The sequence below is a fragment of the Micromonospora sp. HUAS YX12 genome (genome assembly GCF_040215685.1).
GTDB classification, from domain to species: Bacteria; Actinomycetota; Actinomycetes; order Mycobacteriales; family Micromonosporaceae; genus Micromonospora; species Micromonospora tulbaghiae.
In genome coordinates, this window is sequence record NZ_CP157974.1 from 4,669,612 (window position 1) to 4,681,628 (window position 12,017).

A 12,017-nucleotide genomic window follows, 5' to 3' on the forward strand; every position below is an offset into this window, starting at 1 on the left:
GGTCAGTCCCAGGGGCTCTGCGTGCCGTCGAACTCCTCGAACACCAGCCAGGTACGGGTGGACAGCACCCCGGCGATGCTCTGCACCCGGTCCAGCACCACGTCCCGCAGCGTGGCGTTGTCCGGCGCCCGGACCAGGGCGAGGACGTCGTGCTCGCCGCTGAGCAGCGCCGCGTGCTCGATGTAGCGCACCCGGGCCAGCTCGGCGGAGACCTCCCGCCAGGTGTTCTGCTCGATGGTCAGCGCGATGTACGCCGACGTGCCCAGCCCGGCCGGCTCCGGCGCGACCCGCGCGGTGAACCCGGTCAGCACCCCGTCACGCAGCAGCCGCTCCACCCGGGCGTACGCGTTCGTGCGGGAGACGTGCACGCGTTCGGCGAGCGTACGGATGGAGACCCGGGCGTCGCGGACCAGTTCGCGCAGGATCCGCCGGTCGACCTCGTCCAGCGGCCCGGCCGAACGTCCCGTTCCGCCCGCCGCGCCCGGTGTGGCGCCGGTCTCATGGCTCATCGCAGCCGCCCTCCCGTGCCATTCGTCCCGCGTTCATCCCGGATGTTGAGTCAATCATCCACTACCGGGAGCATAGGGCCACCACACGTCCAGGAGGTCCCCGCCGTGACGACCACACCCCAGGCGGTCCGCAGGGCATCCCCGCGCACCCGCCGGAAGACCACCCCGGCCGCACCCGACCCGTCGGCCGGCTTCATGCCGCAGCGGGAGCCGGTCCGGCTGCTCGAACCCGACGGGACCCCGCTGCCGGCCCGCGACGACTACCCGGAGCCGCCGGTCGAGACGCTGCGCGAGATGTACCGGCGGATGGTCGTCGGCCGCCGCTTCGACGTGCAGGCCACCGCGCTGACCAAGCAGGGCCGCCTCGCCGTCTACCCGTCCGCCCGCGGTCAGGAGGCGTGCCAGATCGGCGGCGTCCTCGCGCTGCGCGACACCGACTGGGTGTTCCCCACGTACCGCGAGTCGATGGCGCTGACCGCCCGCGGCCTCGACCCGGTCGAGGTGCTCACGCTGCTGCGCGGCGACTGGCACTGCGGGTACGACCCGGCCGTCACCCACACCGCGCCGCAGTGCACCCCGCTGGCGACCCAGTGCGTGCACGCCGCCGGGCTGGCCTACGGCGAGTCGTACCAGGGGCGCGACACCGTGGCGCTGGCGTTCATCGGCGACGGCGCCACCAGCGAGGGCGACTTCCACGAGGGCATCAACTTCGCCGCCGTGTTCAAGGCGCCGGTCGTCTACCTGGTGCAGAACAACAAGTACGCGATCAGCGTGCCGCTGTCCCGGCAGACCGCCGCGCCGAGCCTGGCCTACAAGGGCGTCGGCTACGGCGTACCCAGCGAGCAGGTCGACGGCAACGACCCGGTGGCCGTCCTCGCGGTGCTGGAGCGCGCCGTGGCGCACGCCCGCGCCGGCAAGGGCCCCTACCTGGTCGAGGCGCACACCTACCGGATGGAGCCGCACACCAACGCCGACGACCAGACCCGCTACCGCGACGCCGACGAGGTCGAGGCGTGGCGCGACCGCGACCCGATCGCCCGGCTCGAGGCGTACCTGCGGGCCCGGGGCGTGCTCGACGACGCCGCCGTCGCGGCCATCGCGGCGGAGGCCGAGGAGTACGCCGCGACGCTGCGCCGCCGGATGGACTCCCAGCCCACCGTGGACCCGCTGAGCCTGTTCGACCACGTGTACGCCGAGCCGACGCCGCAGCTCGCCGAGCAGCGCGAGATGGTCCGGGCCGAGCTGGCCGCCGACGCGGAGGGGGACGCCTGATGGCCACGATGACCATGGCGAAGGCGCTCAACGCCGCGCTCGCCGACGCGATGCTCGACGACGACCGGGTGCTCGTCTTCGGTGAGGACGTCGGCCAGCTCGGCGGCGTCTTCCGGATCACCGACGGGCTGCAGGCCCGCTTCGGCGACAAGCGCTGCTTCGACACCCCCCTGGCCGAGGCCGGCATCGTCGGGTTCGCCGTCGGCCTGGCCATGTCCGGCCTGCGACCGGTCGTCGAGATGCAGTTCGACGCGTTCGCGTACCCGGCGTTCGAGCAGATCGCCTCGCACGTGGCGAAGCTGCGCAACCGCACCCGCGGCGCACTGAGCGTGCCGATCGTCATCCGGGTGCCGTACGCCGGCGGCATCGGCGGCGTGGAGCACCACTGCGATTCGTCCGAGGCGTACTACGCGCACACCCCCGGCCTGAAGGTGGTCACGCCGGCGACGGTGGACGACGCGTACTCGCTGCTGCGCGCCGCCATCGACGACCCGGACCCGGTGGTGTTCCTGGAGCCCAAGAAGCTCTACTTCACCAGCGCCGAGGCCGAGCTGCCCGCCCGTACCGCGCCGATCGGCACCGCCGTGGTGCGCCGCACCGGCACCGACGCCACGCTGATCGCGTACGGGCCGGCCGTGCCGGTCGCGCTCGCCGCCGCCGAGGCCGCCCGCGAGGAGGGCTGGGACCTGGAGGTCGTCGACGTACGCAGCATCGTGCCGTTCGACGACGCCACGGTCACCGCCTCGGTACGCCGTACCGGCCGGTGCGTGGTGATCCAGGAGGCGCAGGGCTTCGCCGGTGTCGGCGCGGAGATCGCCGCCCGGGTGCAGGAGCGCTGCTTCCACGCGCTGCACGCCCCGGTGCTGCGGGTGTCCGGGCTGGACATCCCGTACCCGGCGCCGATGCTGGAGCACACGCACCTGCCCTCGGTCGACCGGGTGCTGGACACCGTGGCCCGGTTGCAGTGGGACGACCAGCCCGACAGCCGGTGGGTGGCGGCATGAGCACCGTTGTCGGAACCCGCGACTTCCTCCTGCCGGACCTGGGGGAGGGGCTGAGCGAGGCGGAGATCGTCGAGTGGCGGGTCGCAGTCGGCGACGTGGTGACCGTGGACCAGACGGTGGTCGAGGTGGAGACCGCCAAGGCCGTGGTCGACGTGCCGTGCCCGTACGCCGGCCGGGTCGTGGCCCTGCACGGCGCGGCCGGTGAGGTACGCCCGGTGGGCCAGCCGCTGATCACCATCGCCCCGCTCGACGGCGCCCCCGACCCGCACGCCACCTACCGCGAGGAGGAGCGGGCCGGTTCCGGCAACGTCCTGATCGGCTACGGCACCGGCCACGGCGGCACGGGCCGGCGGCGGCGCAGGCCACGGCTGGCGCTGGCCCCCGAGCCCGGTACGCCGAACGCGGCGGACCCCTCGCCCGGTCCGGCGGCCGCGTCCGGGGCTCCGGCCCCGGCCGGCCCGGTTCCGGCGGCCTCTGCGGCGGCGGTTCCGGCGGCCTCTGCGGCCGCGGTTCCGGCGGGCTCTCCGGCCCCGGCGGGTCCGGTTCCGGCCGGGTCGTCCGCTCCGAGTGGCGCGTCCGTCTCGGCGGACCGGAGTGCCGATCCCGCACGGACCGGCGGACCGGCGGCGCCGCTGGTGATCTCGCCGATCGTGCGGCGGCTGGCGAAGGAGCACGGCATCGACCTGGCGTCGCTGCGCGGCACCGGGCCGGGCGGCGTGATCCGCCGGGCCGACCTGGACGCCGCCGTGGCCGCCCCCGCTCCGCCGGCCCGGCTGGCCGCGGTGCCGGACGCCCCGGCCGCGCACGCCGGGCTCGCCCCGGCGGGCGACGGTGACACGGTCATCCCGCTCACCGGCATCCGCAAGGTGATCGCCGACAAGCTCTCCCGCAGCCGGCGGGAGATCCCCGAGGTGACCATCTGGGTCGACGTGGACGCCACCGGCCTGCTGGAGACGCGCGCCGCGATCAACGCGGCCACCCCTGACGCACCGGTGAGCATCCTGGCGCTGCTGGCCCGGATCTGCCTCAGCGGCCTGCGGAGGTATCCGCAGCTCAACGCGCACGTCGACACCGAGGGGCAGCGGATCGTGCAGTCCGCGGGCGTACATCTGGGCATCGCCGCTCAGACCGACCGGGGCCTGGTCGTGCCGGTGGTGCGCGACGCGCAACGGCTCACCACCCGGGAGCTGGCCGCCGCGCTCGCCGAGACCACGGCGGCGGCCCGGGCCGGCACGCTGCCGCCGGCACGGCTGACCGGCGGGACGTTCACGCTCAACAACTACGGCGTGTTCGGCGTGGACGGCTCCACGCCGATCATCAACCACCCGGAGGCGGCGTTGCTCGGCGTCGGCCGGATCGTCGACAAGCCGTGGGTGGTGGGCGGGCAGCTCGCCGTACGCAAGGTGACCCAGATCAGTCTCACGTTCGACCACCGGGTCTGCGACGGTGGCGTGGCCGGCGGCTTCCTGCGCCACGTCGCCGACTGCGTCGAGCAGCCCGCCCTGCTGGTAGCCAACGTCTGACCCGCCCGCTCCCGGCCCCGGCCCCCACCAGGGGGCCGGGGCCGCACGCGTCCCCGCCACCCGCTCGCGATCTTGCACTTGCTGCCCCCGATGTGCCCGATTCGCACCCTTCTCGAGGGCCGCAACTGCAAGATCGCGGCAGTGGTGCGGTGGCGTGGGCGAGAGCCCGGGTTGACTGACCTGCGGCGCCCGGCGCTGTCCGTCTCGCGGGATAGCTGTTTCGGCGGGTGGGACAGGCCGGGATCTTGGTAGGAAAGCGCCCCTCTGAGGGCCGTTTGGTACCAAGATCTCGCGGCACCGGCCCCTCGCGCCCGCCCTCGCTGGGTCGATCATGAGGTTGGCGGGGAGAAAACGGACACACCGCGCGGCTAACTTCATGATCGACGGGGTGGGCCGGGGTGGGCCGGGGTGGGCCGGGGTGGGCCGGGGTGGGGCGGGTCGCGGGCGGGGCGCGGGGGGTGCGAGACGGGCGCGGGCGGGGGGAACCGGGCGGAGGGCGCGTGCGGCGCAACCTGGGACGGGAATTACCTGTCCGGCACAATTCGCGCAGCTGTTTCCGATCAATTCCGCCGAAGGTGCCACGGCGCGATCCCGGGCCTACAGAATGTGGGCGAGAGGGTTCGGAAATGGGGGGCGAAATATGTTTGCGAGGCGCCGACTGACGCTTTTCGCGATGACCGTCGCAGCCGCGCCACTGGCGGTCGGCGCGTGCACCGCCGGCCCGAAGTCGGCGGCGAAACGGGCCGAGGCCGCACCGCCGTCGGTCTCCGTGACGCCGGCCGACCGCACCCGGGACGTGCCGATCAGCGCGGAGGTGGGTGCGAAGGTGAGCAACGGCAAGGTGACCGCCGTCAAGCTGACCGACGACAAGGGCAACGCCGTGCCGGCCCAGCCGCGTGAGGACGGCTCCGGCTGGGTGCCGGACCGGCCGCTCGCCAATTCCCGGACGTACACCGCGGAGGTGACCGCGACCGGCCATTCCGGCAAGACCGCCACGCAGAAGACGACGTTCACGACGATGGCCAAATCCACCAAACCGGCCGTCACCAGTGAATTGTATTTCCGGCCGAATCAGACGTACGGGACGGCGATGCCGGTCGTGCTCGGATTCGACCCGCCGATTCCCAAGGAGGCCCGCGCGGACGTGCAGCGCCGGCTGTTCGTGAAGACCGACCCGCCGCAGCCGGGCACCTGGTCCTGGGTGGCCGACGGCAAGCAGGCCGAGTACCGGGCGCCGGACCGGTGGAAGCCGGGCACGAAGATCAGCGTGCGCAGCGCGTTGCAGGGGCTGCCCATCGGCAAGGACGCGATCGGCGACTCCGACCGGATCGCGAGCGCCAAGGTCGGCCGGCAGGTGACGCTCGACATCGACAACGCGACCAAGCAGATGACCGTCTACCAGGACGGCAAGGTGCTCAAGAGGATCCCGGTCAGCCTCGGCAAGCCGAGCACGCCGACGTCCAGCGGCACGATGGTGATCATGGAGAAGCACGAGCACACCACGTTCGACACCCGCGGTGAGCCCAACGGCGGCTACGTGGTCGACGTGGACGACGCCCAGCGGCTGACCTGGGGCGGCGAGTTCATCCACTCGGCGCCGTGGTCGGAGGGCGACCAGGGGAGCACGAACGTCTCGCACGGCTGCACCAACGTCTCGGCCACCGCCGCGGACTGGCTGATGGGCATCACGCAGGTCGGTGACCTGGTGACGGTCAAGGGCACCGAGGTGACGCTCGACCAGGGCAACGGCTTCACCGCCTGGAACGTCGGCTGGGAAGAGTTCGCCAAGGGCAGCGCGCTGCCCGTACCGGCGGGGCTGAAGCCCACGCAGAGCGCCACGCCGCACCCGGGCGCGGTGGCCGGCGGGTCGTCACCGGCCCCGGCCCCCTCGCGGAGCAACAGCGGCGGCTGAACCTGGGGAGGAACGGCCACGGGGCCGGCCCGCGTCCGCGCGGGCCGGCCCCGCGTCGTGCTCAGTCCAGGCCGACGCGGGCCACCCCGGTCGCGGTCAGGCTGCCCAGCCAGAGGTGGCGGCCGTGTTGCCGCACGCCGGTGACCATCGGGTACGCCCCACTCGGGCCGTGCAGCGTGCGCAGCACCCGGCCGGTGCCGTCGACCAGCGCGACGAGCCCGTAGCGGCGCGGCTGCGGCTGTACCGCCCCGGGCAGCAGGGCCACGATCTGCCGGACCCGGGGATGCGGCAGCAGCCGTTCCATGGCCCGCAGCCGAGGGCTGGGCAGCGCGACCCAGTAGGTGCCGTCGCCGACCGCGGAGATGTTGTCCGGGTACGCGGGCAGGTCGGTGAGCACCGTGGCCCGCCCGCCCGGCAGGTCCACCCGGAGCAGCCGGTGGGTGGCGGTCTCGGCGAGCATCAGCGCCGACTCGTCCGGGGTCAGCGCGAGCCCGTTGGGGAAGTAGAGCCCGTCCGCGACCACGTCGGTGCGCCCGGTGCGCCTGTCGTACGCGAGGATCCGCCCGTTGGGCCGGTGCTCCAGCAGGTCGCGCTTCCAGTGCGAGAGCGGGAACCGGTCGGACGAGTCGGTGAAGTAGACGGTGCCGTCGCGCGCCACCGCCGCGTTGTCGGCCAGGTGCACCGGCGGCGCCGTCCCGGTCAGCTCGTGCACCCGGCCCGCCGGGTCGACCCGCAGCAGCCCCCGGTACGCGTCGCAGACCAGCAACCCGCCGTCGACCGGATCGCGCTCGATGCCCAGGGGCCGCCCGCCGGTCTCGGCCAGCAGGGTGGGCGGCGTGCCGGGCGGGGAGTCGGCCGGCCACCACCAGAGACGGCCGTCCTCGTCGCCGCTGACCACCCGGCCATCGCCGTCGACCACCACGTCCTCCGGGCCGTGCCCGCCGGCCGGCAGCGGCAGCAGGTCGGCCCGGTCGAGCCGGGTGTCCGCGGGCGCCCAGGGACCGGTGAGCGGCGGCGGCACCGTCGCCGGCTCGCGGACCGGCCGGATCAGCAGGGGCGCACGCGGGCGGGGGACGACCATCGGGTCATTGTGGCCCGGCGGCGCCGCGAAGGGCAGTCCCTGACGGCGTTTCGCCGCGTCCCGCGCGGCTGTGGCGTGGCGGCTGCGGGATGACCCTGAGACGGCTCGGGGTCGGTTCCCGGACACTACCCGGAACCCCCCGCCGCGAGGTCCGGAAATGTCGGTGGGACCGGGTAGGTTCGGCCACATGGTACACAGCGGTGAGCGCTTCCACGTGGCGATGGACGTGCACGATCACGTGGTCGAGCTGCGCCCGGTCGGCGAGATCGACATCGCCACGGTGACGGCGTTCCGGGCCGCGCTCTGGGCGGCGCCGGCCCGGCCGGTGCTGCGGGTCGACCTGTCCGGTGTGCGGCTGCTCTCCGCCGCCGGCGTCCGCGCGCTCGTGGCCACCCACCTGCGGGTCCGGGCCCGCGGCGGCGAGCTGGTGCTCACCGACCCCGACCCGGTCGTGGCCCGCGTGCTGCGGGTGACCGGCCTGCACCGGGTGCTCCCGGTGCGCTGCTCCGACCGCCCGCAAGACCTGCCCGGCCACGTCCAAGACCTGCCCGGCCACGTCCAAGACCTGCCCGGCCACGTCCAAGACCTGCCCGGCCACGTCCAAGACCTGTCCGGCCGGGCCCAGAACCTGCCCGGCCGCTCCCACGAGCTGGTGGCCTGCGCGGCCTGAGCACACGCCGGGCCGCCGGCGCGAGTGCCGACGGCCCGGCGCGAACGGCGCTGCGCTCAGCGCACGCCGAGCAGGTCCACCACGAAGACGAGCGTCTCGTTCGGCTTGATGACGCCGCCCGCGCCCCGGGCGCCGTAGCCCAGGTGCGGCGGGATGGTGAGCCGGCGCCGGCCGCCCACCTTCATGCCCGCGACGCCCTGGTCCCAGCCGGCGATGACCTGACCGCCGCCGAGCGGGAACTCGAACGTCTCACCCCGGTTCCACGAGGCGTCGAACTCGCGGCCGTTCGAGTGGGCCACGCCCACGTAGTGCACGCTCACCAGTTGGCCCGGGCGGGCCTCCGGGCCGTCGCCGACCGTGATGTCCTCGACGACGAGATCGGCGGGCGGCGCGCCCTCGATCGGGCCGACCTCGGGCTTGTCCATGAGCGGGTCTCCTCGGATGCTGACGGTGTGGTCACAGTCGATCCTGCCGGATCGCGACCGGCCGATACGCGCCGGTCCCCGCACACCGGCGTGGCGGGGACACGAAAGGGGGCGGGCGCCGCCTGCCGGCGACGCCCGCCCCGGGGCGAGCTGGTCACTTCAGCCAGGGGAGACGCTGGACCAGGGGGAGCCTCGCCCAGGCCCGGCCGAGGCCGAGGGTGTTGCCGGCGCCCACCAGGGCCAGGCCGGCCAGCAGGCCCGCGTAGATGAGGTGGTCGTCCATGAAGGGGTTGTTCGCCGGGGGCAGCACGGCCGTCCACATCAGGACCAGGAGCAGCCCGCCCGCGACGGCGGCGATCCGGATGCCGATGCCGAGCATCAGCGCGACACCGATGCCGAGCAGGCCGACCATGAACAGCCAGTCCGCCCAGGCCGCGCCGGCGATGTTCCGGTAGAGGTCCGCGAACGGGCCCTCGACCGCGTTGCCCAGGAAGCCCTTGGTCGGGCTGCCGCCGTTGATCCAGGCGTTCTTCGCCGGGGTCTCGTGGCCGAGACCGAACATCTTGTCGAGGAAGGCCCAGAGGAACACCCAGCCCAGGGCGAGCCGCAGCCCGGCCCAGACGTACCGGGTGGCCTTCTGGCGGGTGGTCTCGGTGTGCGCCGCCGGAGCGATGGTGGCGGCGGGGGTCCGCTCGGCGGCGGGGGTCCGCTCGATTGTCGCGGTCATTGTCTCCACGTCCCTTCCTGTGCCTCGCACCGCGCTTCCCGGTGGCACATTCATTCCACCGCCGCGCGGCGTCGGGGAGCAGGGCCGAGAGGTGCCCTCGTGACCGGGTCATTGGTCCCGTCCGTACCCGGTCCGGTCGGCCCGTCGCGGCCGGTCCGTCGCCCCTGACCAGGGCGCCCGCCGGCCGCCTACCGTCGCTGGTGGAGGCCCGGCAGGAGGAGGTCGTGATGAGGACGTGGCAGGTGGCCGACGTGATGACCAGGGACGTCGCGACGGTGACGGAGGAGACGCCGTACCGCGAGGTCGTCGACGTGCTGGTCCGGCAGCGGATCAGCGGCGTGCCGGTGGTGGACTCGTTCCGCCGGGTGCTCGGGGTGATCTCCGAGGCGGACCTGCTGCACAAGGTGGAGCGGTCCGGCCACCCGGACGAGCGGCGGGTCTTCGAGGGGCGGCGCCGCCGTACCGCGCGGGAGAAGGCGGGCGCGCTCGTCGCCCGGGACCTGATGACCGCCCCGGCGGTCACCACCCACGAGCGGGCGTCGCTCGCGGCGACGGCCCGGCTGATGGACCACGAGGCGGTCAAGCGGCTCCCGGTGCTGGACGACCTGGGCCGGCTGGCCGGCATCGTCACCCGCGGTGACCTGCTGCGCGTGCACCTGCGCACCGACGCGGAGATCCGCGAGGAGGTCGTGCACGAGGTGCTGCGCCGGGTGCTGTCGGTGCGCGACGGCCTGGTCACCGTCCAGGTCCGCGGCGGCGAGGTCACCATGGACGGGCGGCTGGACCGGCGTAGCGCCGTCGAGCTGGCCGGCCGTCTCGCCGCCCAGGTCGCGGGCGTGGTCGCGGTGCACAACGCGATCGGGTACGACGTGGACGACACCACGCTGATGGAGCTGGACCCGGTGCACGCCACCCCGGTGGCCTGAGCGCCGACGCCCGGGCCCGACCGGTCAGGCGGGGCCCTCGGTGGCACCGGCGAGCTGGGCGGCGAGCAGCGCCGGGGCCTCGGCCAGCGACGGGCCGTACCAGGTGAGGTGCCGGCCGGACACCAGCGCCGCCGGCGCGCCGGGGAACGCCTCCGGCCCGTCGTCGGCGGTGAACCGGTACGGCTCGTCGGGCAGCACGACCAGCTCCGGCGCCCGGGCGCGCAGCTCGTCCAGGCTCGGCCGGGGATAGCGGTCCGGGTCGTCGGCCCAGCCGTTGCGCACGCCGAGCCGGGCCAGCACGTCCCCGGCGAACGTGTCCCGCCCCAGCACCACCCACGGCCGCCGCCACACCGGCACCACGGCGGTGCGGACGCGCCCCGGCGCCGGCAGCGCGGCCCACGCGCGGCGGGCCGAGCGCAGCCACGGCGGCTCGGCCGGGGCGCCGAGCGCGACCACCAGCTCACCGAGCTGGTCGAGGGCCTCCGGCACGGTACGCGGGAAGGTGACCCGGACCGGCACCCCGGCCGCGCGCAGCGCCTCGGCGTCGGCCAGCCGGTTCTCCTCCTCGTTGAGCAGCACCAGATCCGGCTCCAGCGCGAGTACCCGGTCCAGGTCCGGGTACTTCGTCCCGCCGACCCGGGCGACGTCCAGCCCGGCCGGATGGGCGCACCAGTCGGTCGCCCCGACCAGCACCTCCGGGCGGGTGGCCGCGACCGCCTCGGTCAGCGACGGCACCAGCGACACCACCCGCACCGCGTCTCCTCCCATCGAGCCGGACCGCCCGGACCGCCCGGACCGCCCAGTCAGTGGGCCGGCGCGGCCACGGCGTCGGCGGTCTCCGTCGGCAGGCCCGCCACCGGCACGCCCTTGCGTACCGCCCAGTCGACCGCCGCGCGCAGGTCCGCAGTGGGCAGCGGACGCCGGGTGGTCACCCCGACCGCCGCGTGCACGGTGTACGCCATGAACGGGTACGACCGGGCCAGCGCGCCGATGGCGTCGTGCAGCCGGCGTACCACCTCCAGCGCCGCCGGCTCGTCGAGCCCCGGCAGGAGGAGCTGGAACTCGTTCTCGGTGACACGCAGCGCGCGGTCGACCGGCCGCAGCACGGCGGTGATCGCGGTGAGCACGGCGTGCCCCTCGCGGGCGACTCCGCGGCGGCCGAAGCGTTCCGGCGAGCCGGGCGGCGCCTCCACCCGCAGGCCGACCAGCGCCACCGGCAGCGTGCCGGACGCGGTCACCCCGTCCGCGCCGGACCACCGGGTCAGGCCGGTCTCGTCCAGCATCGCCTCGGCCGGCTCGACCGGCTGGTTGTTCCGGTCACCGCGGCGGGCCAGCAGCCGCAGCGCCGCCTCGGCGCGCGGTTCGCCCGGCCCGGCCGGGATGTCCCGCACCCGGGCGATCGCCTCGTCCAGCGCGGTACGTGCCGCGGCGGGCAGCCGCTCGGCGAGCTGTTCGCGCAACCGGATCGCCTCGTGCAGCGCCTCGTCGCGGCGGAAACCCCAGCGCCCCTCGAACAGGCGGCCGGACTCCAGCGTCGGCGCGGGCGCCACCTCGGCCCGGTCGTGTGCGACGAGTGTGGCGCCGAAACGCGGGCTCAGCGCCACCACCGTCCACTCCCGGGCCAGCGCCTCCGCCTCGTCCAGGGTCACGCCGTAGGCACCGTCGGGCAGGTCGGGGGGCGGTCCGCCGACCATCGCCACCACCGTCACGGCGGCGCGGCCGGCGATGCGCCGGTAGACCTCGCGCTCCCGGGCGAAGTACGGCAGCCGCTGGAACAGCGCGAGCACGACGAGCGGGCCGTCCTCGGCCTCGGCGAGCGCGGCGCGTTCGATGGCGTGGGAGACGGCGACGAGACTGCGTTTGGTGAACTGTTCCGGGGTCCGTCCGCTGGGCACGGGCAGAGCCTAGAGGCACGGGCGCGGTAGCGCACCGGTCGCCCGGACCGTTCGTGCCGCACCGCCTACACTC

The 12,017-nt window shown here is 74.7% G+C and carries 12 protein-coding genes; 6 read left to right on the plus strand and 6 right to left on the minus strand.

What is annotated here, in order from left to right; all coding sequences use genetic code 11:
• Positions 1-2 precede the first annotated feature (2 nt).
• On the minus strand, positions 3-509 hold the full coding sequence (locus tag ABIH81_RS22240) for an Lrp/AsnC family transcriptional regulator (protein ID WP_349876823.1): 507 nt from the start codon (positions 507-509) through the stop codon (positions 3-5).
• 72 nt (positions 510-581) lie between these two features.
• Here ABIH81_RS22240 and pdhA point away from each other — a divergent pair, with 72 nt between their 5' ends.
• The 4 genes from pdhA to ABIH81_RS22260 all read left to right on the plus strand — a co-directional run bounded on the left by pdhA (position 582) and on the right by ABIH81_RS22260 (position 6,220).
• Positions 582-1,781 carry a pyruvate dehydrogenase (acetyl-transferring) E1 component subunit alpha gene (pdhA, locus tag ABIH81_RS22245; RefSeq protein WP_349881178.1) on the plus strand — a complete coding sequence of 400 codons (1,200 nt, stop codon included), beginning with the start codon at positions 582-584 and terminating at the stop codon, positions 1,779-1,781.
• On the plus strand, positions 1,781-2,785 hold the full coding sequence (locus ABIH81_RS22250) for an alpha-ketoacid dehydrogenase subunit beta (protein WP_349876824.1): 1,005 nt from the start codon (positions 1,781-1,783) through the stop codon (positions 2,783-2,785). Before pdhA ends, ABIH81_RS22250 begins: the two co-directional genes overlap by 1 nt.
• Complete coding sequence (locus ABIH81_RS22255) at positions 2,782-4,308, plus strand: dihydrolipoamide acetyltransferase family protein (RefSeq protein WP_349876825.1); 1,527 nt, start codon at positions 2,782-2,784, stop codon at positions 4,306-4,308. The genes ABIH81_RS22250 and ABIH81_RS22255 overlap by 4 nt, the downstream gene beginning before the upstream one ends.
• A gap of 640 nt (positions 4,309-4,948) precedes the next feature.
• Positions 4,949-6,220, plus strand: coding sequence for an Ig-like domain-containing protein (locus ABIH81_RS22260; protein ID WP_349876826.1), 1,272 nt, complete (start codon positions 4,949-4,951; stop codon positions 6,218-6,220).
• Between the two features lie 61 nt (positions 6,221-6,281).
• Here ABIH81_RS22260 and ABIH81_RS22265 read toward each other — a convergent pair whose 3' ends face one another.
• Entirely contained in the window at positions 6,282-7,301 is a 1,020-nt protein-coding gene (locus ABIH81_RS22265) for an SMP-30/gluconolactonase/LRE family protein (protein WP_349876827.1), read from the minus strand.
• Positions 7,302-7,488: 187 nt separating this feature from the next.
• Here ABIH81_RS22265 and ABIH81_RS22270 point away from each other — a divergent pair, with 187 nt between their 5' ends.
• The gene (locus ABIH81_RS22270) at positions 7,489-7,971 is read left to right on the plus strand and encodes an STAS domain-containing protein (protein WP_349876828.1); all 483 of its coding nucleotides are present in this window, start codon (positions 7,489-7,491) and stop codon (positions 7,969-7,971) included.
• 56 nt (positions 7,972-8,027) lie between these two features.
• Here the strand turns inward: ABIH81_RS22270 and ABIH81_RS22275 are convergent, their stop codons facing one another.
• Both ABIH81_RS22275 and ABIH81_RS22280 read right to left on the minus strand, forming a co-directional pair.
• The gene (locus tag ABIH81_RS22275; protein ID WP_349876829.1) at positions 8,028-8,396 is read right to left on the minus strand and encodes an FKBP-type peptidyl-prolyl cis-trans isomerase; all 369 of its coding nucleotides are present in this window, start codon (positions 8,394-8,396) and stop codon (positions 8,028-8,030) included.
• A gap of 154 nt (positions 8,397-8,550) precedes the next feature.
• A complete protein-coding gene (locus tag ABIH81_RS22280; RefSeq protein WP_349876830.1) occupies positions 8,551-9,123 on the minus strand; it encodes a hypothetical protein in 573 nt (190 codons plus the stop codon).
• A gap of 227 nt (positions 9,124-9,350) precedes the next feature.
• On the opposite strand from ABIH81_RS22280, the gene ABIH81_RS22285 reads away from it, so the two are divergent.
• A complete protein-coding gene (locus tag ABIH81_RS22285) occupies positions 9,351-10,049 on the plus strand; it encodes a CBS domain-containing protein (RefSeq protein WP_128139085.1) in 699 nt (232 codons plus the stop codon).
• A gap of 24 nt (positions 10,050-10,073) precedes the next feature.
• Here ABIH81_RS22285 and ABIH81_RS22290 read toward each other — a convergent pair whose 3' ends face one another.
• The gene (locus tag ABIH81_RS22290) at positions 10,074-10,802 is read right to left on the minus strand and encodes a helical backbone metal receptor (RefSeq protein ID WP_349876831.1); all 729 of its coding nucleotides are present in this window, start codon (positions 10,800-10,802) and stop codon (positions 10,074-10,076) included.
• Between the two features lie 50 nt (positions 10,803-10,852).
• Positions 10,853-11,944 (minus strand): DICT sensory domain-containing protein, encoded by a 1,092-nt coding sequence (locus ABIH81_RS22295; protein ID WP_349876832.1) that lies wholly within the window; start codon positions 11,942-11,944, stop codon positions 10,853-10,855.
• Positions 11,945-12,017 lie beyond the last annotated feature (73 nt).

What these genes read in the sequence shown, in the direction of transcription:
- ABIH81_RS22240 (WP_349876823.1), bottom strand. Translation starts at nt 509, where the DNA reads ATGAGCCATGAGACCGGCGCCACACCGGGCGCGGCGGGCGGAACGGGA.
- ABIH81_RS22250 (WP_349876824.1), top strand. Translation starts at nt 1,781, where the DNA reads ATGGCCACGATGACCATGGCGAAGGCGCTCAACGCCGCGCTCGCCGAC.
- ABIH81_RS22255 (WP_349876825.1), top strand. Translation starts at nt 2,782, where the DNA reads ATGAGCACCGTTGTCGGAACCCGCGACTTCCTCCTGCCGGACCTGGGG.
- ABIH81_RS22260 (WP_349876826.1), top strand. Translation starts at nt 4,949, where the DNA reads ATGTTTGCGAGGCGCCGACTGACGCTTTTCGCGATGACCGTCGCAGCC.
- ABIH81_RS22265 (WP_349876827.1), bottom strand. Translation starts at nt 7,301, where the DNA reads ATGGTCGTCCCCCGCCCGCGTGCGCCCCTGCTGATCCGGCCGGTCCGC.
- ABIH81_RS22270 (WP_349876828.1), top strand. Translation starts at nt 7,489, where the DNA reads ATGGTACACAGCGGTGAGCGCTTCCACGTGGCGATGGACGTGCACGAT.
- ABIH81_RS22275 (WP_349876829.1), bottom strand. Translation starts at nt 8,396, where the DNA reads ATGGACAAGCCCGAGGTCGGCCCGATCGAGGGCGCGCCGCCCGCCGAT.
- ABIH81_RS22280 (WP_349876830.1), bottom strand. Translation starts at nt 9,123, where the DNA reads ATGACCGCGACAATCGAGCGGACCCCCGCCGCCGAGCGGACCCCCGCC.
- ABIH81_RS22285 (WP_128139085.1), top strand. Translation starts at nt 9,351, where the DNA reads ATGAGGACGTGGCAGGTGGCCGACGTGATGACCAGGGACGTCGCGACG.